Source organism: Streptomyces sp. WM6378 (genome assembly GCF_001279695.1).
Taxonomy (GTDB): Bacteria; Actinomycetota; Actinomycetes; order Streptomycetales; family Streptomycetaceae; genus Streptomyces.
On sequence record NZ_LGDD01000015.1, the window covers coordinates 1 to 21,721 of the forward strand.

General features: G+C 71.6%; 17 protein-coding genes. 4 read left to right on the plus strand and 13 right to left on the minus strand.

All coding sequences use genetic code 11. The annotated features are described in order from the left end of the window. The 3 genes from ADK54_RS03570 to ADK54_RS03580 all read left to right on the plus strand — a co-directional run. Positions 1–265: potassium-transporting ATPase subunit C (locus tag ADK54_RS03570; protein ID WP_159047607.1), on the plus strand; the 265-nt coding region annotated here is incomplete at its 5' end. 112 nt (positions 266–377) lie between these two features. After that, on the plus strand, positions 378–1,061 hold the full coding sequence (locus tag ADK54_RS03575; RefSeq protein ID WP_053724024.1) for a response regulator: 684 nt from the start codon (positions 378–380) through the stop codon (positions 1,059–1,061). Positions 1,062–1,109: 48 nt separating this feature from the next. Next, positions 1,110–3,650: a sensor histidine kinase gene (locus tag ADK54_RS03580; protein ID WP_053724025.1), complete on the plus strand. Its 2,541-nt coding sequence runs from the start codon at positions 1,110–1,112 to the stop codon at positions 3,648–3,650. Between the two features lie 23 nt (positions 3,651–3,673). On the opposite strand, the gene ADK54_RS03585 is transcribed toward ADK54_RS03580, so the two are convergent. Continuing rightward, on the minus strand, positions 3,674–6,799 hold the full coding sequence (locus ADK54_RS03585; RefSeq protein ID WP_234391905.1) for an ATP-binding protein: 3,126 nt from the start codon (positions 6,797–6,799) through the stop codon (positions 3,674–3,676). 357 nt (positions 6,800–7,156) lie between these two features. Between ADK54_RS03585 and ADK54_RS47185 the strand changes: the two genes are divergently transcribed. After that, on the plus strand, positions 7,157–7,735 hold the full coding sequence (locus tag ADK54_RS47185) for a helix-turn-helix transcriptional regulator (RefSeq protein WP_063801894.1): 579 nt from the start codon (positions 7,157–7,159) through the stop codon (positions 7,733–7,735). Between the two features lie 178 nt (positions 7,736–7,913). Here the strand turns inward: ADK54_RS47185 and ADK54_RS03595 are convergent, their stop codons facing one another. The 12 genes from ADK54_RS03595 to ADK54_RS47200 form a co-directional block, all read right to left on the minus strand. Continuing rightward, positions 7,914–8,951 carry a hypothetical protein gene (locus tag ADK54_RS03595; RefSeq protein ID WP_053724027.1) on the minus strand — a complete coding sequence of 346 codons (1,038 nt, stop codon included), beginning with the start codon at positions 8,949–8,951 and terminating at the stop codon, positions 7,914–7,916. A 42-nt stretch (positions 8,952–8,993) separates the two neighbouring features. Further along, entirely contained in the window at positions 8,994–10,271 is a 1,278-nt protein-coding gene (locus tag ADK54_RS03600) for an MFS transporter (protein ID WP_053724028.1), read from the minus strand. 62 nt (positions 10,272–10,333) lie between these two features. Beyond that, on the minus strand, positions 10,334–11,497 hold the full coding sequence (locus tag ADK54_RS03605) for an ATP-grasp domain-containing protein (RefSeq protein ID WP_053724029.1): 1,164 nt from the start codon (positions 11,495–11,497) through the stop codon (positions 10,334–10,336). Continuing rightward, positions 11,490–12,659 (minus strand): ATP-grasp domain-containing protein, encoded by a 1,170-nt coding sequence (locus tag ADK54_RS03610; RefSeq protein WP_053724030.1) that lies wholly within the window; start codon positions 12,657–12,659, stop codon positions 11,490–11,492. The genes ADK54_RS03605 and ADK54_RS03610 overlap by 8 nt, the downstream gene beginning before the upstream one ends. Continuing rightward, positions 12,647–13,135 carry a GNAT family N-acetyltransferase gene (locus ADK54_RS03615; RefSeq protein WP_078966102.1) on the minus strand — a complete coding sequence of 163 codons (489 nt, stop codon included), beginning with the start codon at positions 13,133–13,135 and terminating at the stop codon, positions 12,647–12,649. Before ADK54_RS03615 ends, ADK54_RS03610 begins: the two co-directional genes overlap by 13 nt. Then, the gene (locus ADK54_RS03620; protein ID WP_053724032.1) at positions 13,128–13,919 is read right to left on the minus strand and encodes a class I SAM-dependent methyltransferase; all 792 of its coding nucleotides are present in this window, start codon (positions 13,917–13,919) and stop codon (positions 13,128–13,130) included. Before ADK54_RS03620 ends, ADK54_RS03615 begins: the two co-directional genes overlap by 8 nt. A 6-nt stretch (positions 13,920–13,925) precedes the next feature. Further along, the gene (locus ADK54_RS03625) at positions 13,926–15,308 is read right to left on the minus strand and encodes an LLM class flavin-dependent oxidoreductase (RefSeq protein WP_053724033.1); all 1,383 of its coding nucleotides are present in this window, start codon (positions 15,306–15,308) and stop codon (positions 13,926–13,928) included. Positions 15,309–15,342: 34 nt separating this feature from the next. Next, the gene (locus ADK54_RS03630; RefSeq protein WP_053724034.1) at positions 15,343–16,176 is read right to left on the minus strand and encodes an isocitrate lyase/phosphoenolpyruvate mutase family protein; all 834 of its coding nucleotides are present in this window, start codon (positions 16,174–16,176) and stop codon (positions 15,343–15,345) included. 9 nt (positions 16,177–16,185) lie between these two features. Beyond that, positions 16,186–16,761: an NADPH-dependent FMN reductase gene (locus ADK54_RS03635; protein WP_053724035.1), complete on the minus strand. Its 576-nt coding sequence runs from the start codon at positions 16,759–16,761 to the stop codon at positions 16,186–16,188. Further along, positions 16,758–19,433 carry an aconitate hydratase AcnA gene (gene acnA, locus ADK54_RS03640; protein ID WP_053724036.1) on the minus strand — a complete coding sequence of 892 codons (2,676 nt, stop codon included), beginning with the start codon at positions 19,431–19,433 and terminating at the stop codon, positions 16,758–16,760. The genes ADK54_RS03635 and acnA overlap by 4 nt, the downstream gene beginning before the upstream one ends. A gap of 84 nt (positions 19,434–19,517) precedes the next feature. Continuing rightward, a complete protein-coding gene (locus ADK54_RS48200; RefSeq protein WP_053724037.1) occupies positions 19,518–20,663 on the minus strand; it encodes a hypothetical protein in 1,146 nt (381 codons plus the stop codon). Positions 20,664–21,079: 416 nt separating this feature from the next. Then, the coding region (locus tag ADK54_RS47200; RefSeq protein ID WP_420717259.1) for a DUF5994 family protein at positions 21,080–21,721 on the minus strand (642 nt) is incomplete at its 5' end.

Here is a 21,721-nt window from a genome sequence, read left to right on the forward strand (position 1 = left end):
CTCGACCGCCGGCTACCAGGTGAACCCGGCCGACGTGCCCGCCGACGCGGTCACCTCCTCCGGCTCCGGCCTCGACCCGCAGATCTCCCCGGCGTACGCCAGGATCCAGGTCCACCGGGTCGCCGAGCAGAACCACCTCGACGTCAAGCAGGTCGAGAAGCTCGTCAGCGAGAACACCGACGGCCGGATCCTCGGCTTCATCGGCGAGCCCGGCGTCAACGTCCTCAAGCTCAACATCGCACTCAAGGAACTCACGCAGAAGTGAGCCACTTACGACGGCGGGCGGGAGCCCCGGCCCCGGAGGACCTCCGGGCCCCGGCTCCCGCACCGCCGGGCAGTCGTAGGAATTCCGCGCACAACAGGAAGGCGGCACGCCGATGACCCGGGTGCTGGTGGTGGAGGACGAACCACAGCTCGTACGGGCTCTTGAGATCAACCTGAAGGCGCGAAAATACGAAGTGGACTCGGCGACGGACGGCGCCACCGCCCTCCAACTGGCCGCCGTGCAGCCCCCGGACGCGGTCCTGCTAGACCTCGGGCTGCCCGACATGGACGGCATCGAGGTGATGCGCCGGCTGCGCAGCTGGTGCCGGGCGCCGATCCTGGTGGTCTCCGCGCGCAACACCTCCGACGAGAAGGTCGAGGCCCTCGACTCGGGCGCGGACGACTACATCACCAAGCCGTTCAGCATGGACGAGCTCCTGGCCCGGCTGCGGGTCGCGACCCGCAGGGTCGAACCCGCCACGAAGGGCGCCGACGGGGGAGTCGTCACCACCAAAGCCTTCACCCTCGACCTCCTCGCCAAGAAGGCGAAGCGCGGCGGGAACGACGTGCGGCTCACCCCCACCGAGTGGCACCTCCTGGAAGTCCTGATCCGCAACCGCGGCCGGCTGGTCACCCAGCGCCAGTTGCTGCAGGAGGTGTGGGGGCCCAGCTACCGTACGCAGAGCAACTATCTCCGCGTTTACATGGCCCAGTTGAGACGCAAACTCGAAGCGGACCCTTCACATCCGCGGTACCTCATCACGGCACCGGGCATGGGCTACCGCTTCGAGGTCTGAGCACTGCCCGTGCTCGTAACCCGTCCCTCGTACACAGAGATCGGAACCATGGCACGCGGCAAGCTTCGGATCTACCTCGGCGCTGCGCCGGGCGTCGGCAAGACGTACGCGATGCTGTCCGAGGCGCACCGGCGGGTGGAGCGCGGTACGGACTGCGTGGTCGCGCTGGTCGAGCACCACAGCAGGCCGCGTACGGAGGTGATGCTGCACGGCCTCGAACAGCTTCCCCGACGTGAACTGGCCTACCGGGGCTCGCAGTTCACCGAGATGGACGTGGACGCGGTCCTGGAGCGGCGGCCCGCCGTGGCCCTCGTCGACGAGCTGGCCCACACCAACATCCCGGGTTCGCGCAACGCCAAACGCTGGCAGGACGTCGAGGAGCTGCTCGACGCGGGCATCGACGTCGTGTCCACCGTCAACATCCAGCACCTGGAGTCCCTGGGCGACGTCGTCGAGTCGATAACGGGTGTACGCCAGCGGGAGACCGTGCCGGACGAGGTGGTGCGCCGGGCCGACCAGGTCGAGCTCGTCGACATGTCGCCCCAGGCGCTGCGCCGCCGCATGGCGCACGGCAACATCTACAAGCCGGACAAGGTGGATGCGGCCCGCTCCAACTTCTTCCGGCTCGGAAACCTCACCGCGCTGCGGGAGTTGGCGCTGCTGTGGGTCGCCGACCGGGTCGACGAATACCTCCAGGAGTACCGCAGCGAGCACAGCGTCTCGAAGATCTGGGGCTCGCGCGAGCGCATCGTCGTCGGCCTGACCGGCGGACCGGAGGGCCGCACCCTCATCCGCCGGGCCGCCCGCCTCGCCGAAAAGGGCGCGGGCGGCGAGGTGTTGGCGGTGTACGTGGCGAGGGGCGACGGCCTGGCCTCCGCCTCACCCAGGGAACTGGCGGTCCAACGCACCCTGGTCGAGGACGTGGGCGGAAGCTTCCACCACGTGGTGGGTGACGACGTTCCCCCTGCCCTGCTCGACTTCGCGCGGGGTGTCAACGCGACGCAGATCGTGCTGGGTTCGAGCCGCCGCCGCACGTGGCAGTACGTGTTCGGCCCCGGGGTGGGCGCGATCGTGGCCCGCGACTCGGGCCCCGACCTCGACGTCCACATCGTCACCCACGAGGAGGCCGCGCGCGGGCGGGGCCTGCCGGTGGCGCGCGGCACCCGCCTGGGCCGGGCCCGCTTGATGTGGGGCTGGGCGGCGGCGGTGGCCGGCCCCGTACTGCTCACCCTGCTCCTGACCGGCATCGACACGGACCTGGGCCTCGCCAACGAGATGCTGCTTTTCCTGTCATTGACGGTGGCGGCGGCGCTCCTCGGCGGCCTCCTCCCGGCACTGGCGTCGGCGGCGGTCGGCTCCCTGCTCCTGAACTACTACTTCGCCCCGCCGGTCCACCGCCTGACGATAAGCGACCCCAACAACATCGTCGCCATCGTCATCTTTGGCTCGGTCGCGGTGTCGGTGGCGTCCGTCGTGGACCTGGCGGCCCGCCGCACTCACCAGGCGGCCCGGCTGCGCGCCGAGTCGGAGATCCTCTCCTTCCTGGCGGGCAGCGTGCTGCGGGGCGAGACGAGTCTGGACGCGTTGCTGGAGCGGGTCCGCGAAACGTTCGCGATGGAATCGGTGGCCCTCCTTGAGCGTACGAGCGAGGTCGAGCCGTGGACGTGCTCGGCGAGCGTAGGGCCCCGGCCGGTGGAGCGCCCCGAGGACGCAGACGTGGACATGCCGGTGGGCGACCACATGGCGCTCGCCCTGTCGGGACGCGTACTACCTGCGGAGGACCGCCGGGTCCTGGGCGCGTTCGCGGCGCAGGCAGCAGTGGTGTTGGACCGCCGCCGCCTGAAGGAAGAGGCCGACCAGGCAAGGCTCTACGCGGAGGGCGACCGCATCCGCACCGCGCTGCTCGCCGCGGTGAGCCACGACCTGCGCACCCCGCTGGCCTCCATCAAGGCGTCGGTCACGTCGCTGCGCTCGGACGACGTGGAGTGGTCCGAGGCGGACGAGGCGGAGCTCCTTGAGGGGATCGAGGCGGGCGCGGACCGCCTCGACCACCTGGTGGGCAACCTGCTCGACATGTCCCGCCTCCAGACCGGCACGGTCACCCCGCTGATCCGCGAGACGGACCTCGACGAGGTCGTGCCGATGGCGCTGGGCGGCGTCCCCGAGGACAGCGTCGTACTGGACATCCCCGAGGACCTACCGATGGTCCGGGCGGACCCCGGCCTCCTGGAGCGCGCGATGGCCAACATCGTGGAGAACGCGGTGAAGTACAGCCCCGAGGGGGAGCGCGTCCTGGTCTCAGCGAGCACGATCGCCGACCGCGTGGAGGTCCGCGTGGTGGACCGGGGCCCCGGCGTCCCGGACGCCGCGAAGGACCGCATCTTCGCCCCGTTCCAACGCTACGGAGACGCTCCACGGGGCGCCGGGGTGGGCCTGGGCCTGGCAGTGGCCCGGGGCTTCGCCGAGGCGATAGGAGGCACACTGGCGGCGGAGGACACCCCGGGCGGGGGCATGACGATGGTACTTACGCTGCGTCCGGCAGCGGGGTATGTGCCGGCCCGGGTGCGGTCGGGGTCGGACGACATGTGAGGGGTGGGCGGTTCGAGGCGTGATCACGCCCTCAGTACTCGTTCCGCCGCGCCCCGGCCCAGCAGTGTGTGGAGCAGGCGGGTGGGGGGCAGGGCGGGGTGGAGGTAGGTGTGTTCGCGGCGGTGTTCCACGACCGCCAGCATCTTGTGGAGGGTGTTCCGCGCGTCCTCCTGCCGGCCCGCGTGGTGCTGGGCCTGGCCGAGGAGACCCAGGTGGAGGGGCAGGCGGAGGTGGGTTCGGGAAGGGCGGAGTTCGGCGAGGGCGGACTGCATCAGGGTGATGCCCTCGGCCTCGCGGCCGGAGTGGGTCAGGCCCCAACCCTCGGGGAGGTTCAGCATCGCCTTCCAGTAGAGCAGCCCGTGTTCGCCGGCCAGGCGTGAACCCTCCGCGCCCGAGTGCAGCGCCGTGTCGACGTCGTCCTCCCAGGCGGCCAGGACCGCGTCCACGTAGAGGGCGAAGGCGCGGTCGGAAGGCCTGCTCTCGTACGCGGTCAACCGGAGCAGCTGTCGGCGGCGTTCGGTCGCGGTGGCGCGGTCGCCGAGGAGCCAGTGGGTGAAGGCGTCGTAGGAGCGGCAGGAGACGCGGGGGTCGTGCTGGAACGTACGGGCCAGGGAGTGTCCCTCGCGGGCGAAACGGTCCGCCGTTTCGACGGCGCCGTCCAGCGCGGTGAGCGCCTCGGGGAGCCGGCCGCGGATGTGCAGGACGATTCCCTCGCCGTAGGCCGCGCCGAGCTGCGCGACGGGGTGGCCGGTGCGGTCGGCGATCGTGCGCAGGAGGCCGGAGAACCGGCGGGAGTCGTCGTACCGCCCGGTGACCAGGAGGCCCGCGCACAGGGCCCACAGCACCGACGGGTCCTCGGGGGCTCCGGTGACGGCGTTGAGGGCGCGGCCCTGGCCGAGCAGCGCCTCGGCCTCGGCGTCGCCGTAGCCGCGGGTGATGGCCAGTACCTGACCGAGCTGGATGTGCAGCCGCTGCTCCAGGACCGGGGTCGAGTCGTCGCCGGGCGGCAGTAAGCGGATCAGGCGGACGGCGCGGCGCAGCCAGCTCTCGACCTGTTCGTACGCGAGGCGCTGCTCGGCCTGTTCGGCGGCGCGCAGCAGCCGGGGGAGGACCTCGCGGGCCGGCAGGGCGTCCTCGGCGCGCCAGCTGTGGTGGGCGACGCGTTCGATCTCCTCTTCCTCCCTCTGCCGGTGCCCGCGGGCGCACAGGCCCGACGCGACGCGGGCGTGCAGCCGGCAGCGTTCCTCGTGCGAGAGCTCGTCGAGGAGCGTCTCCTGGACGAGCGCGTGGGCGAAGTGGAGCCGGCCAGGGCGGTGCGGGTCCTCGTCGAGCAGCTCGGCGCGGATCGCCGACTCCAGGGCCGTGGCGACCGGTTCGTCCTCGACGGCGGTGAGGTGCAGCAGGTCCGTGTCGACCTCGGTGCCGATGACGGCACAGAGCCGCAGCACCCGCAGGACGGGCTCCGCAAGCGAGGTGAAGCGCTGGCGCAGCGCCTCGCGCACGCCCGTCGGGATGCGGGCGAGGAGCATGTCCGCGGCGCCCTGGTCGTGCAGCTGACGGACGTCGCCGAGGAGGGAGAGGAGCTGCATGACGAAGTAGGGGTTGCCCCTGCTGCGCTGGTGCAGGGCATCGACGACCTCGGTCGACACCCCGGGCCCGGCCTGCGCCCGGACCAGCGCCGCGACGGCGGTCCGGGAGAGGCCGCCGAGCCGCAGCGTCTCCGTCCGGGGGCCCCGCAGGGTCTCGGCGAGGGTGCGCCGCATGGCGGCGTCGGACTCGACCTCGAAGTCACGGGCGGTCAGCACGATGCTGAGCGGATTGCCCTGGCGGCGGATGGCGAGCAGCCGGAGCAGTTCGAGGGAGGCGGTGTCGGCCCAGTGCAGGTCCTCCAGGAGCAGGACGAGAGGACGCTGCGCGGCCAGGGTGAGGAGGACCTCGCACACCGCGTCGTGGGAGAGGAACCGGGCCTGCGCCCAGTCGACTTCGCCGCCCTGTCCGTCGCCGGTCCGCCGCGACCGTTCGGGCATCAGCGGGGCGAGGAGCGCGCCGAAGGGCTCCGTCGCGGCGCGGAAGGCCTCCGGCCGCGTGGCCGAGAGCCGGCGCAGTACCTGCGTCCACAGCCAGTAGGGCGGGACTCCCTCGCCCTGGAAGCAGTGGCTCCAGACCACTTCCAGTTCCCCGGGGGCGGCTTCCAGACGGGGGGCGAGCTCCAGCAGGAGCCGCGTCTTGCCGACGCCGGCGGGGCCGAGCACGCTGGCCACGTGACCGTGGCCGGTGAGCGCGCCGGCCGCGGCGCCCACCAGACGGTGCAGTTCCTGGTCCCGGCCGGCGAACGGGGACGGAGCCTCCGCTTCCGCGGAGTCGGGTCCCGGCCCGGCGGCGAGCTCGACCGGTTCCGGCTGGTCCGCCGGCAGGCCGTCGCCGAGCTCCTGGCGCAGGATGGCGTCGCGGACGCGCTGGAGGCCGGGGGCGGTGTCCACGCCGAACTCCTCGGCCAGGTGGCTGCGCGTGCGCTCGTACAGTTCGAGCGCCTCGGCCTGCCGCCCGAGACGGGAGAGCGCGGTCATCAGATGGCCGACAAGGCGCTCGCGCGCCGGGTTCAGGCCCGCCTCCTGGCCGAGGCCGGCCGCGACCTCGTCGGCCGCGCCGAGGGCGAGTCCGGCCTCGGCGCACGACTCCAGGGCGGTGAGCCGGAGCTGCTCAAGGCGTGCGCCCTCGTCGCTGAGCCGCGGGTGGGCGCCGAACTCGCCGTACGGGTGGCCCTGCCACAGCTCCAGCGCCTCGCTGAGCCGGGCGCGCGCCGAGAGGTGTTCGCCGCGGTCCAGCAACTGCCGCCCCGATGCCACCAGTTGCTCGAAGCGGCACACGTCGACCTGCTCGGGGGAGAGCTGGAGGATGTATCCGGGTGCCAGATGCCGCAGGGCCGACCGGGTGCCCGGGCCGGCCGCCGGATCGAGCGCACGCCGCAGATGGGAGACGTGGCTCTGCAGCGCGGCGACGGGCTGCCGTGGCGGCTCGTTCCGCCACAGTTCCTCGATGAGCTGCTCGGTGGGCACGACCCGGCCCAGGCGTATGAGCAGCAGGGCGAGCAGGGCCCGCCGCAGCGGTGGGCCGAGCGGGAGGTCCACGTCCGCGTGCCGCACCGACATGGGTCCCATGACACGCAGCAGCAACCCGGACGGATGGTCCCGCTCCGTCAGTGGCGGCGGGCCCGGCGTCCGAGGTGCGTACATGTGATCCCCACCGTTCTCGCGCTTGTGGCCGTGCCGAACGTGGCGGGCCGACGAATGCCTGGACCATCCGTTCGTGATCTTGGCACGCCGGCTGGGCCCCTCCAAGATCACCCGGCGGTATTCCGTCACCGGACGGCAAGCGGACGGCAAGGGAATGGCAACCCGTCGGCAAGGGGGCGGTAACGAGGTCGCAAGGAGTCCGCACGATCCGAACAGGCCACCGCAAGGGGGGTGTTGCAGGATTCCTGCACTCGAACATCAGGTGAGGTCACGATGTATGACATCGGTGTGGTCCATGAACACCCGCTCATCGCATGGGCAGTTGGGCACGCGCTGTCCGAATTCCCGGACATGCGGGTGCACGTGCTGAGCGCGGCGGCCCTCGCACTGCCGGGCGTCCCCCTGGTGTTACCCGACCGATTCGACGTGCTCGTCATCGACCGGCCGCTCGGGCGGCCACATCTGGCCGGGATCGAGGCCGCGGCGGCCAGGGCCTCCTGCGTCCTGATGCTCTCCGACGCTGCCGCCGAGCAGCCGCGCCCGGGAGTGACCCTCTGTCTGCCCGAGCGCACGGATCCCATGGCCCTGGCCGCCGCCGTGCACCTGGCGGCGCGGAACGCGCAGCTGCCGCCCCGGTCGGCCGGGGCGGCAAAGGAAGCGGGTGCGCTCTCGGTCCGCGAGCGGCAGGTGCTGCGGCTGCTCGCCGATGGCCTGACGCACGATCAGGCGGCGCGCCGCCTGGGCATCAGCCGCCACACCGTGGACACCTACGTCAAACGCATTCGGGCCAAACTCGCCCTGGGCAACAAGGCGGAGCTGGTCAAGGCGGCGATGGCCTATGGCTGGAACTGAGAGCCTGTGTCTAAACCCCGCCCGGGCCCGCGACGCCTGGCACGCACGCTCGCCGTGTTGGCCGAAAGCCCCAGTAGCTCCGCTACGAGGACTTCCAGCCGCCTTGCGATCGCACGCACCAGACGCCGCGGTCTGATCCGGACGGGGTTTAGACACAGGCTCTGACCCGCGGACGCGGTCACCGGAAGGGATCCGCCTCCTCGGCGAACCTGCCGTGCTCGGCCACCGCCATCCCCTGCGAGTACCCGATGCCGGCCGCCGCCAGCTCCGCCGCGAGCCCTGACGACGGACGGACGACGTCCTCGTACGCGACTCCGTCGGGCAGTCGGAGCAACTCGGGCACCGGCACCGGCACCCCGCTGAGTCGGCCCGCCCGCGCCACGCGGTCCTCGATCTCCCCCCAGTAGCCCGCCATCTTCGCTCCGCCCACCACACCCGCACAGCCGAGCAGCGAAAGCAGCGCGATGTTGGAGGAGTTGTCGAGGACGAACGCCTCGCCGACGGCGTCACAGTCGACCAGCCGGCCCGTGCCGTCGAGCTTCCTGGCCCGCGTCCGCAGCCCGAACAGGGCGGCCGGCCAGCCGCCGGACTCGTCGGACCCGGCTCCCGGGAGACCGTCGCGGAAGAACGCGACGAGCAGGTCCAGCGGCAGATACAGCGTCCGGCCCGGCACCGTGAGCCCGGCCGCGCGCTCCACGGCCGACATCAGCAGCAGGTGCGAGAGGGCGCGATCGGCTCCGTGCAGGGCCAGTTCGGCCGCCTCCCGATCCGCGCCGACCGCACGCGGCGGCACCTCGCCCATCGGCCGCTGTCCGGCGACGACCACGTGCTTGGCCTTCTTGTTCCGGGTGAACAGGGTCTCGCGGGCCAGCGCGCCGTCCTGATCGAGGAACCACCACGCGTAGGGCCGCCATCCGAGGTCCGAGAAGTTCACATGCGTCAGTGCGACCCGCAGATGGAAGGCCGACGGGTCGTGGCGCTGCAGATGGCGCACGTACCAGGAGACGCCGACGCGGGGGAAGAAGACGTTCGGGCTCGCGTGCGGGAGGCTGACCACGACGCGCCGCGCCCGCGCGAACGCGAGCAGTCCCGCGTCGTCGAGGCCGAGCGCCCGCAGCGCCCGCTCTTTGCCTCCGTCGCCGGTCACGAGCCCGTCGCGCGCCGACCGCAGCCAGGCGGTGAACTCACCGCGGCTCCCTGTTCCGTCGAACACCATGTCACCGTCTCCTTCCCGTTCCTCACTGCGTGGATCACAGACTCAGCGCGCGGACGTGCCCGGCGTACCCGGCGTGTCCCACCGCGGCCGCATCACCAGCCACCCGGCGGCGAACAGCGCCGTGCCGCAGGCGAGCACGACGAAGGCCACGGCGACGCCGTACACCCCGACCAGCGTGCCCGCGGCGAACGAGAACACCGCCTTGGCCAGCGACGCCACCACATTGCGGACCACCGCGAACTGCCCCACCTCATGGTCCGCGGGCACCTGATTCGTCAGCACCTGCATACAGATCACGTGACAGGTGACGGCCAGCGACAGACCGAAGGCGACCACCGCCACCAGATACGCGGCATCGACCAGCGCCAGTGCCAGCGACAGGGCGACCGTCACCGGCAGCGCCCAGCCGAGCACCCGCCGGGACGAGACGGCACCCGTCGACAGCAGGACGCCGGCGAGGAAGCCGCCGGCGATCGTGACGATGTTCAACAGCGCGTAGTACGACGGCTGTTCGGGGGCGACGGTGCTGGCGAGGGGCACCAGGATCGTGTTCAGGAACTGCAGTGCGCCGCTGCTGGGCACGGAGAAGACGAGCACCCCGATCAGGGCGGAGCTCCAGCGGATCGGGACGGCCGCCCGCCCCCCGCCCGCCGGGTTCTCCCCGGTGCTCGGCTGCTGTTCGGCCCGGTCGGCGTAGCCCCGGGTGCCGAGGGACAGGGAGCCCGCGCTCGCGGCGTACGCCAGCGCCGCGCAGATCAGCGCCGCCGTGATCCAGCCCTGGGCGAGCGCCACCCCGGCCAGCCCCGCGCCGAAGACCTGTCCGGTCAGCGACGCCGACTGGGACACCGCGAGGAGCCGCCGCGCCTCCTCCCGCTCGAACGCGCCCCGGATCAGCCGGTTCAGCGCCGCCTTGTTGAACATCTTCGCGATGGACAGCACGACTTGGCTCAGGGCGATGACGGTGATGGACAGGGCCGTACGACCGCCGGAGGAGAAGTGCTGGACGGCGAGCACGAGTGACACCACGGAGAGCGCCGTGTTGGTGCTGCGCGCCACCCGGCCGGCCCGTCCCCGGTCCGCGAACCTCTTGAACAGCAGCCCGAGGAGTGCCGCGGGTAGGTAGCCGAGGACCACCATGACACCGATGAGCAGGGCACTGTTCGTCAGCGCGTAGGTGAGCCAGAGCAGTACGACCGCCTGGCCGCCCTCGGCGAAGGACGACAGGGTGAAGAACAGGGTGAAGAACAGGCGGGACGAGCGGTGCGCCGGAGCGGGCGCGGGCGGATCGAGCTGTCGCGACGGCGGCTCGGCGGACGGCATGGAGAAACGACCTGTCGTGAGGCATCGGTGAGGTGAAGGGGCAGGCGCAGGCTCTGCGGCCGTCAGCCGCCCGAGAGCCGGCCGACGCCGGCCAGGGCCGCGTGCACGGCCGCCTCGTCGGGGCACGAGAAGAACGCGAGCCGCGAGAAGGCGCAGGAACTGCCGAGGCCCGCTTCCGATTCGGTCCGGGAACTTCCAGGAGAGACGCCTACGATGCCGGGCACCGCCAGCAACTCGGAGTCCTCGGGGACGCGTCGGCGGCTGCCCGGGCTGGGCGCCGCCACTCCGATCACGCCACTGAACCCAGCCGGCCCGTCGCCGGCCGGCAGGCCGGGCCCCGGTGGTCTGCCGAGCTGGATCCGGACGAATTCGTCCCAGAGGTCGACGCCGTGGAACTCGCGCAGCGACTCGGCGACTCCGCCCCCGGCCGGGCGCAGGGCGACCTCGTTGAACAGGAGCCTGTCGCCCGCCTGGAAGAGCTCCAGGTGGAAGACGAAATCGGCGATGCCGAGGGCGGCGACAGCGCGTTCGGCGGCCCGCAGCGCGGGCTCACGGCGTGGGTCACCCGGCGGCAGATGGATGCTCGCCCGGGTCGTTCCGGCGGCGCTCAGCACCGGCCGGTCGTAGGCCGAGGCGAACGCCGCCCGCAGTTCACCGCCGCGGACCACCCCGTCGACATGCAGCTCGCACTCCGCGTCGACGGCCTCCTCCACGAGGAAGAGTTCGTCACCGGCGGCGGCGAGTTCCTGTGCCTGCTCGACCGGCATCCGGCGCACCCCCTTGCTGGAGGATCCGGACAGCGGTTTCACCACCACCTCCGGAGGGAGGGCGCCGAGCGCGGACGCGGTGGCGAGGTCACCGGAGAGCCAGCAGCGGGCCGTGGGCAGGGACGGCCTGATCCACTGCTTCATCCGCCACTTGTTGGTCACCGTCAGGGCCGCCTCGAAGCCCAGGCCTGGCAGCCCGTATCTGCTGCGCAGAAAGGCGGCGAACGCGAGGTTGCTCTCGGAGGTCGCGAGCACGTACCGGAAGGGCCGCTTCGCCATGAGCCGGTCGACGGCGGCGAGCGTCTCGCGCTCGTGGTCGAAGGACGGCACGGTGAGCCTGCCGCCGGACGCCTCGCCCGCGTGGAGGTCCAGGTACTCGACCTCGGCGGCGAAGGCGGCGCGGGCCGCGTCGAAGAGCGGCTTGCCGGTGCTGAGGACGAGGGCGCGGGCGTCAGACACGGCCGGACTCGTTGAACTCGACTATCCGGCCCATGAGTTCGCCGAGCCGGGCGTTGTCGGGAGCGGACACGAGAGCGTGACCGGCCCGGCCGTACGAACCGGTGCCGCCGCCTCCGATGGTGTCCGGGTAGCTGAGTTCATGGAACGCGAAGTGCTTCTCGAAGTCCGCCCGGGTCAGCTCCACTCCCTCGAACCGGCGCAGGTAGATGTAGGCGAAGTACGCCTCGGGGTCCTTCGGCGCGAGCAGGTCGGCCGCGTCCTCCCCGAGGGCCAGACCCACCGTGAGGTCGTAGAGGTCGACGCCGTGGGTCAGTTGCACGATCTCGGTGTGGTGGGCGCCGGGAGTGCGGGTGCCGCACTCACCGAAGACGAGGTCGTCGCCGTCCTCGAACGCCTCCAGGTGGAAGACGCAGTCAGGGGCGCCGAGGCCGCCCAGGGCGCGCTCGGCCAGTGCCCTCGCGCCGTCGAGGAACTCGGCGTTCTCCTTCCGCGACAGCACCTGCGAGGCCAGTACGGCACCGGTGTTCGTGCTCATCGGCCGCTCGTGGAACCGGGAGACCGAGCACCACCGCAGCCGCCCCTGCGACCAGACGCCGTCGATGTTGAACTCCCGGCCGCCCACGAAGGACTCCGCGACCCAGGCCGCGTCGGCCCCGCCACGGCGCGAGCCGAGGTGCCGGACGAATTCCCGCTCCGAGCCGATGGCCGCCGCACCGACCGACCCCGCCCCGTTGGCGGGTTTGACGACGAAGGGAGTGCCGAGCCCGGCCGCCAGCTCCGCGTAGGTGGTGTGCGGGCCGACGTACTCGCACCGGGCCCGCTGGACGTCCGGTGGCAGGGCGGCCTTCTGCAGGTACTTGTCCCGGAACCGCAGGGCCCGTGCCCAGTCGCGGTCACCCGGCAGCCCCAGGTGGTCGCGGAGCAGAGCGGCGGTGAACACGCCCTGCTCGTGACCGGTGACGATACCGACGACATCCGTGAGGCCGGCGCCGAGCACCGTCCTGAGGACCTCCTGGGCGTCCTCCAGGTCGTCGACCAGCGCGAACCTGGTGCCGGCGAGTGCCTCCTTCGCCTTCCTTTCCACATGGAAGACGTCGAGGCCGCGCCGGGCGACCGCGTCGGCGATGCCTTTCCGGTAGCCCAGGACGATCACGGTGCCCATGGTTCTGCCTCCAGCTTCAGCTCGTAGAGGTCGTGCGTGCCGGGGCGGAACGGCGCCACGCGCCGAAAGCCCCGCCGGGTGAAGAAGGCGGTGTTGGCCGCCAGGGTCGTGCGCAGCGCGATCCGGATCTCCCGGCAGCCCGCCGCCGCGGCCCGGCCGACGACGGCGTCGACCAGCGACGAGCCGATGCCCCGGCCGCGCAGCGCGGGTTCGGTCGCGAGGAAGCACAAGGTGTAGGAGCCGTCCTCGGGGTAGTGCAACACGCAGCCGGCGAGCCGCCCGCCGACGCGGGCGACCAGCCATTGGGAGAGTTCGCGGCGGACGGCCTCGGCCGTTCGTCCCAGCGCGGTCGGCCGGAACTCTCCCGTATAAGGGGCGTAGGCGGCGGCCAGCACCGCGAGGATTCCCGGTATGTCCGCCTCGTCGGCGCCGGCCACCACTACGCCCCGCACGGCTGCCCGGACCGGGTCATCCATCGCTCTCGGCGGCCGAGGCGGTGCGGGCCGTGAAGAGTTCGCTGTGGTACGGCATCGTCAGCGCGCCGTCCTGGTCGGCATGGCGGTCGATGAGGTCCCGGAGCCGGTCGAGCAGCGCCTGACCGTGCGCCTCGATGCCGCGCTGCACCTGGGTGGAGGACTTCGCCATGCCGACGAAGTCGTCCGCCGCCATCGTCGTCGTCCAGTCGGCGGTCCTGACCTCGACGGTGCCGCCGCCGGGGGCGAACGCCTCGCGCAGTTCGGCTCCGAAGTCGAAGGCCCGGTAGTGCCGGCTGTAGCCGGGGCTCAGCTCCTCCAGGAGCGACTCGTAGGCGTCCAGAAACGAACTCGCCCTGAAATCACGGTTGTTCTGAATGATCGCGACCTGGCCACCCGGATTCAGGCAGCCCCGTGCCGCGCGCAGGAAGCGCGGCCGGTCCATCCACTGGAAGGACTGGGCGGCGACGATCAGATCGACGTCCCGCGCCTGCTCCAGGAACGGTTCGGCCGGACCGACCGACCAGCTCACCGACGGGAACTTGGCCCGGCCCCTCGACACCATGTCGGACGACAGGTCGACCGCCTCGTACCGGCCGTCCTCGCCGAGGATCGGAATGAGCCCCTCCAGGACGATGCCGGTGCCCGCCCCGGCATCGACGACGTGCGGCCGGGACCGCCCCGCCAACGGCCCGACGAGCTCCTTGAGCAGGACGGCGGGGTAGCGGGGCCGGTGCCGGTCGTAGTCGTCGGCGAGGGTGTCGAACTTCTGCTTGCGCGGTTCCATGCGCGGTCACCTGTTTCCGTAGTGCGATGAGCCGACGTGCCCCGGAGCGCCGTCGGCCGCGGGTGCGTAACGGGAGGGCGGACGGCGCAGGCCGAGCTTTTCGCGCAGGGTGCCCTCCCGGTAGCCTTCCTTGTATACGCCAAGCTTCTGCAGCTCGGGAACGACATGATCGACGAATTCGGCCAGTCCGCCCGGCAGTTGGGGCGGCATGATGTTGAAGCCGTCGGCGGCGCCCGACCGCAGCCACTGCGCCATCGTCCGGGCCACCCGGCGGTAGGAGCCGACCAGCACCAGGTGCCCCCGGGCGATCGTCATGCGCTCGTACAGCTGGCGGATGGTGAGCCCCTCCGCCGCGAGCTTCTCGATGAGCCCGCGCCGGCTCTGGTTGCCGTTCGAGGGCGGCAGCTCCGGCAGCGGACCGTCGACGTCGTACCCGGAGAGGTCGAATCCGCCCACCAGGTCGGACAGCATGGCCACGCCGAGGCCCGGATGGATGAGCCGCTGCAACTGCTCGAACTTCTCCCGCGCCTCCTCGTCCGTGGCTCCGATGAACGGGCACAGGCCCGGCATCACCAGGATGTCCCGGTTCACGCGGTCGTACTGGGCGAGCCGCTGCCTGAGGTCCGTGCGGAAGGCCTGCGCCGCCGCCATGTCCGGCTGCGCCGTGAACACCGCCTCGGCGGTGCGCGCCGCCAGCTCCTTTCCGTCCTCGGACGAACCCGCCTGCACCACCAGCGGGTGGCCCTGCGGCGGGCGGGAGACGTTCAGCTCGCCACGGACCCCGAAGTGCGCGCCCTCGTGGCCGAGCACGTGCCGGCGGGCCGGGTCGTAGAAGACGCCGCGCTCCTTGTCGCGGGGGAAGGCGTCGTCCTCCCAGCTGTCCCACAGCCCCGTGACGACCTCGAAGAACTCGGCGGCCCGGCGGTAGCGGTCGCCGTGCTCCGGGTGCTCGTCCAGGCCGAAGTTGTGGGCGGCGTCCTTCTTGGACGAGGTCACCATGTTCCAGCCCGCGCGCCCGCCACTGAGCAGATCGAGCGAGGCGAACTCGCGGGCGACGTTGTACGGCTCCTTGTACGTCGTCGAGGCCGTGGCGACGAGCCCGAGATGGGTGGTCTTCATCGCGAGCGCGGACAGCAGCGTCATCGGCTCGAAGACGACCACCCGGCTTCCGTAGCCGTCCCGGTCGTCGTTGAAGACGGACGGCGTGTCCGACAGGAACATGAAGTCGAACAGGCCGCGTTCGGCGGTTCGGGCGATGTCGATGTAGTGGTCGATGTTCTGCGCACCGTCCGCCACGGCGTCGGGGTGGCGCCAGGCTGCGGCGTGGTGGCCCGTCCCGTAGGACAGATAGGCGCCCAGTACCAGTTCGCGGTCCTCTGGCTCGCTCATGAGGGGCCCGATCTCCTTTCGTGTGCGGGAGGGCTCAGCCCTGCAACTGGAAGACCTCGCGCAGCTCCGCGATCCCGTCCTCCAGCGCCCGGGTCGACCCGTGCTCCGAGATGTGCGCGAAGCTCTGCCGCATCGCCGTGATCGAGGCGCGCAGGCCCTGGTTGGCGTACACGGCGAGCGAGAAGCCGGCCGCGCGCAGCTGCCCGGCGTCCACGTCCGGGTAGGTCGTCGGCACGGCGATCAGCGGTACGTCGGTGCGCTGCCAGCTGCGGCCGAAGTCCAGGATCTCCTGCCCGTCGCGCGACTTGGAGTGGATGAGCACCGCGTCCGCGCCCGCCTCGACGTAGGCGTCGGCCCGCCTGAGCGCATCGTCCTTGGGGCCCCCGGCGATGAACGTCTCGATCCGCGCGACGACGACGAAGTCGGGGGTGCGCTGGGCCTTCTTGGCCACCCGGATCTTGTTGCAGAAGCTCTCGATGGTCTCCTGGTGCTGGGTGCCGTCGCCGAGCGAGTTCCGCTTGGGGAAGACCTTGTCCTCGATGCAGACGCCCGCGATGCCGACCCGCTCGTACTGGTCGACCATGCGCGCGACGTTGCTCGCGCCACCGAAGCCCGTGTCGCAGTCCGCGAGCACCGGCAGATCGGTGGCGTCGTTCATCGTGCGGGCCGCGTTGAGGAATTCGGTCATCGTCAGAATGCTCTCGTCGGGCACCGCGTACGACGCGGATATCCCCAGACCGCTGGCCCACAGCACCTGGAAGCCGCTGTTCTGCGCGATCCGCGCGCCCAGACCGTCGTGGACGCCCGCGGCCAGGGACAGCTCGCCGTCCCGGGCGATCGCCTCGCGCAACATGGCTCGCTTGTTCATGATGTCTCCTCAGAAATGGTGTGGGACGGGTTGGTTCACGGACCTGCGGGCGAAGCCGACCACCTGCTCCGCGACGCTCTTCAGTTGTTCTTCGACGCGCGCGTCGTCGCACCGCCCGGCCGGGGTGAAGCCGGTCTGGGTGCTGTTGAGCGCCACCCCCAGCGGCGTGGGCCAGCCGCGCAGCGTGTGCGTCACGGCTCGCAGCGCTCCGAGGGTGACGACCGCGCCCTGGTGCCCCTGCCCGACGGCCAGACAGCCGACGGCCCGGCCGCTCAGATACGGCCTGGCGTCGTCGCGCAGCTCCTCCAGGTGGTCGAGGGCGTTCTTGACGAGCCCGGAGATGCCGCCGTGGTAGGCCGGGCTGGCCAGCACCACTCCGTCGGCCCGCGCCGTCTCCTCGATCAGCCGCAGGGCCGGCCGGGAGAGCGGCGCGCCGCCGGGGTCGTACAACGGCATGACCAGGTCGGTGCCGGCGAACAGCCGGACCTCGGCGCCGTGCCGCTCGGCCTCGGTCAGGACCGCCCGCAGCGCTCGTTCGGCCGTGGAGCCGGGCCGGTTCGATCCGCCGATTCCGACGATCCTCACGACGCGCCCTGCCGAGCGGGCTCGCCCGCGGGAGGCGAGGGGTCGAGCAACGGCGCCGCCACCGCGCGAAGGAACCCGCCCTGCCGCACGTAGTCCAGCTCGCGGGCGGTGTCCACGCGGGCCAACATCCGCCACGCGCCGACGAGTTGGCCACCGGGCCCCAGGGCCCGTACGGTGACCTCGCCGCGGGGCCGCAGCGTTTCGAGTCCGGTGATCTCGAAGGTCTCGCGGCCGGTGAGGCCCAGCTCCTTCGGACCCCGCCCCGGTGGGAACTGGAGCGGGACGATGCCCATGCCGACCAGGTTGCTCCGGTGGATCCGCTCGAAGCTCTCGGCGAGGACCGCCCGCACGCCGAGCAGCGCGGGGCCCTTGGCCGCCCAGTCACGGGAACTGCCGAACCCGTAGTCGCGGCCCGCCAGGATGACGACCGGAGTCCGCTCGGCGAAGTAGCGGGACGCCGCGTCGTAGACACTCATCACCTCGCCGCTGGGCACGTGGAGCGTGCGGCTGCCGCCCTGGGACGGGGTGAGTTTGTTGCGGAAGCCGGGGTTGGCGAAGGCTCCGCGCACCAGCACCTCGTGGTTGGCGCGACGGCAGCCGTACGAGTTGTAGTCGGCGCGGGCGATCCCGGCGCCCGCCAGATGACGGCCGGCCGGTGAGTCCTCGGCGATGGTTCCGGCGGGGGAGATGTGGTCGGTGGTGGTCGAGTCGCCGGCGAAGACCAGGACCCGGGCCCCGCGCAGATCGGCGGTGCCGGTCCGCCCGGTGGGGTCGAAGAACGGCGAGCGCACCAGGTAGGTGGAGTCGGCCGGCCAGTCGTAGACCGGCCCTTCGGGGAAGCTCAGGTCCTGCCATTCGGAGCCGCCCTGGAAGAGCGCCTCCTTCTCCACCACGAAGTGCTCGCGAGCCACGTGCGCGACCGCGGTCGCGATCTGAGCCGGTGTCGGCCACAGATCCGCGAGCCGCACGCCGCGCCCGTCCGCGCCCGTGCCGAGCGGTTCGCTGCTCAGGTCGGTCCGTACGGATCCGGCGAGGGCGTACGCCACCACCAGAGCCGGCGAGGCGAGGTAGGCGGCCGCCACATCGGGATGGATCCGGCCCTCGAAGTTGCGGTTCCCGGAGAGCACGGCCGCGAGCCGGGTGCCCTCGCGCCGCACGGCCTCCTCGGCGACGGGTGCCAGGCCGCCCGAGTTGCCGATGCACGTGGTGCAGCCGAAGCCGGCCACGTCGAACCCGAGCTTCTGCAAGTACGGCAGGAGCCCGGCCGCCTCCAGATAGCGCGGCACCGCACGGGAGCCGGGGGCCAGCGTCGTCTTGACCCAGGGCGGCACGCTCAGCCCGCGCTCGACGGCGTTGCGCGCCACAAGACCGGCGATGACCATGGACTCGGGATTGGACGTGTTGGTGCAGCTGGTGATGGCGGCGATGCCCACCGCGCCGTCGGCCGGCCCCTCGTCCGCGTGATCGTCGCCGGACCGAGGGCCGCCGGGGAAACTGCCGGCCACCGCGGCCAGCGGCAACCGCTCCTGCGGCCGGCGCGGTCCCGCGACGCTGGGCTCGACCGACGACAGATCGAACTCGACGGTGCGCGCGCAGCGGGGCTCCTCGGCGCTGCCCAGCGGCACGAACAGGCCTTGCTCCTTCGCGTACGCCTCCACCACGGAGACGTCCTGCTCCGGGCGGCCGGTGAGCCGCAGATAGTCCAGCGTCGCCTCGTCCACCGGGAAGAAGGCCACGGTGCAGCCGTACTCCGGTGCCATGTTCGACACCGTCGCCCGGTCCGGGAGGGAGAGCGTGGGCACGCCGGGGCCGAAGAACTCCACGAACTGCCCCACCACGCCGGTGTCGCGCAGGAAGCGCGTCATGGTCAGGGCCAGATCCGTGGCGGTACTGCCGACGGGCAGCTCACCGGTCAGCCGTACGCCCACCACCGGCGGGCTCAGCAGGGACACCGAATGCCCCAGCAGCGCGGTCTCCGCCTCGATGCCGCCGACGCCCCAGCCGAGCACCCCCAGGGCGCCGACCATCGGGGTGTGTGAATCGGTGCCGAGGACGAAGTCCGGGGCGAGCAGGCCGTCGGCGTCCGGCATCACGACCCGGGCCAGGTGCTCCAGATTCATCTGGTGCACGATGCCCCGGCCGGGCGGCACGACGCGCAGCCCGCTCATCTCGCGCTGGGCCCAGCGCAGGAACCGGTAGCGCTCGCGGTTGAGTTCGTACTCGCGGGACATGTTCAGGGCGAGCGCGCCGGGGCGGGCCCACGCGTTCACCTCCACCGAGTGGTCCACGACGATGTCCACCGGAAGCGCGGGCCGGGCGCGGCGCGGGTCGAGACCCCGCTCGGCGATCAGCGACCGCAGCGACGCGAGGTCCGAAAGGACGGGGATGCCCGTGTGGTCCTGGAGGACCAGCCGGGTGGGGCTGAAGGTGATCTCCTCCTCGGGGCCGGCGCCGGCGCAGGCGGAGATCAGCGCGGCGGACGAGGCCATGGCCCGTCCCACCGCGGCCTCGTCACGGCTCTTCACGGCGGCCCGCAGGACGTTCTCCACCAGGATGCGAACGCTGCGGGGCGCGGCATGCAGACCGGTGAGGCCGTTCTCCTCGGCTGCGGCCAGGCTGATGTACCGGCCTGCTCCCCGCGCCTGGGGCAGGGAGCGCAGCATGTCGTGCATGGTTGACCCTTCTCGCTTCGTCGGGGGGTTGCCGGCCCGGTGCCCGAGGGGGGCGGGCACCCGGCCGGCAAGCAGGGGGGAGGGTCAGGCCGCGGCCCCGGCCCGGGACAGCGCCCGGCGGTAGATGTCGGCCAGGTCCTCCGGGGGGACCGCGCCGGCCGTACGGATGGACATGTGGCGCACCTCGTCCAGGCAGAGGCCGAGCAGGTCCTCCCGCGGCTCGATGCCCTGCTGCTCAAGGGCCCAGGCGATCAGCGCGCGACCCGAGTGCTTGCCAAGGACGTAACGGCGCTCGCCGCCGACGTGCTCGGGCGGGAAGGGCTCGAAGGTGGAGGTGTCGCGCAGCATGCCGTTGGCGTGGATGCCCGACTCGTGGGCGAACACGTTGTCGCCGATGACCGGCTGCCAGGGCAGCACCGGGTGCTTGGCCGCCTGCGAGACGAGCCGGCTGAGGTCCTTGAGCTTGGTCATGTCGATGCCGAGGTCCCGGTCGTACAGCTTCTTCAGCGCGACCACGACCTGGGCGAGGTCCGCCATGCCCGCGCGCTCTCCGATGGCGTTGACCGTCACGTGGAAGTACCGGGCGCCGGCCTTGAGCCCCGCGATGGTGTTGGCGGTCGCCAGGCCGAAGTCGTTGTGGGCGTGGCACTGCGTGTCGATGGGAGCCGCCGCCCCCACCGCGGCCACCCGCTCACCGTAGGCCTCCGGCCCGAGCAGACCGACGGTGTCCGAAAGGCGCAGCCGGTCGGCTCCCGCCTCGTGCACCACACCGGCGTACTCCTGCAGGAACGAGATCTCGGTGCGCGCGATGTCCTCGGCGCTGATGGACACGTACGCGCCGCGGTCCTTGGCCATCTTGATCAGGTCCTTGGCGGTGGACAGCAGCCACGTGCGGTCCTTGCGGACGCTGGCCTTGAGGTGTCCGGCGGACGTCGGCAGACCGATGTGCACGGCCTTGAACCCCATGTCGATCGAGCGCTCGACATCCTCCCGGACCCCCCGGTGCCACACGACGAGCCGAGCCTCGTCCTGCCGGTCCACACAGGTCTTGATGAAATCGAGTTCCTCACCGCCCATGGCGGGAATACCGATTTCGACGGAGGTCACTCCGGCGGCTATGAGCGCGTCGAGGATTTTGGTCTTCGTCTCCTTGGAAAAGGCTACGCCCGGGGTCTGCTCGCCATCCCTGAGAGTGGTGTCCTCGAGAATCAGATCATCGCGAATGGCCATGGTTGGCTCCTGAATCCTTCCGGCGGGAACGGGGAATGAGAGGATGATCCACAACGAGCGCCGACAGGGTCAATCCCCGTATGCGTCCCACGAATCGGGGACAGGTGACCCGGGTCGAAAGGGCCTATATTTTGGAATCTGGATCGCTTGGGATCGACGGATGCCCCGCCGTTGAGCTGGGCATGCTGGGCCCTCGGGACCTCGAACTGCCAGTCCCTGACTGGCCGTTGTCGTCCAGCCCGCCGCCTTGCCGCGCCGCCGCCGGAGGAATTTGCCTGCGGCTCGGCCGTATTGGCGAGCGGGCGGGCGGCGCGAGTTCTGCGAATGCCGTACGGATGCGGAGTGCGCATACGGGGTCGGTAATCGGGGCCGTATACGGAGGGGTTTACGCGTTCCCGACGGGTGCGTTTCTCCAGCTACCAAGGCCTACGCGTACAGGCCAAGGACAGTTGAAGCTGCCCTCTTATTTCACGATGCGGCGCCAGGTGAGGCGCGCGATGCGCTGATGCCGAACGGGAATCGACCGCCCTGCTGGGTGAGGTGTGCGTCGAGGTCCGGGGCGAAGAGCATTCCGGGCACGCTGAGGCGCCGTGCCGGGCTTCGTCGCCCGCGATGAGCGCGCTCGCGGTCAGAGCCAGGCCCGCGGGGTCGCTCGCGGCGGCCATCAGCCGGGCGGCCGCGGCGGCGCTGGTCTGCGGCGGGATGACGAGGAGGTCCCAGCGGTCGGTTCCGTAGGAGAGCAACAGGAGGTTGTGCGGGTCCTGCTCGGCCTTGAACCAGCCGGCCTTCACCACGTGTCCGGTGACGGGGATCTTGCGGGGGACGACGGGCCAGTGCTCAGGGTTGACGGCGATGCGGGTGATCCGGCCCCACAGGGGGTCGAGTACGTCGATCAGCGCGGGAAGTTCACGCAGCAGATGGCGGGATCGTGGCCACCACGCCCCGTCCAGGAGTCCACGGGAGGCGCCTGCGGGCTTGAGCGCAAGGCGGACGTTCGGAGCTGCGGGGGGGGGGGGGGGGGGGGCCCCCCAAAAAAAGGGGGGGGGGCCCGGGGGGGG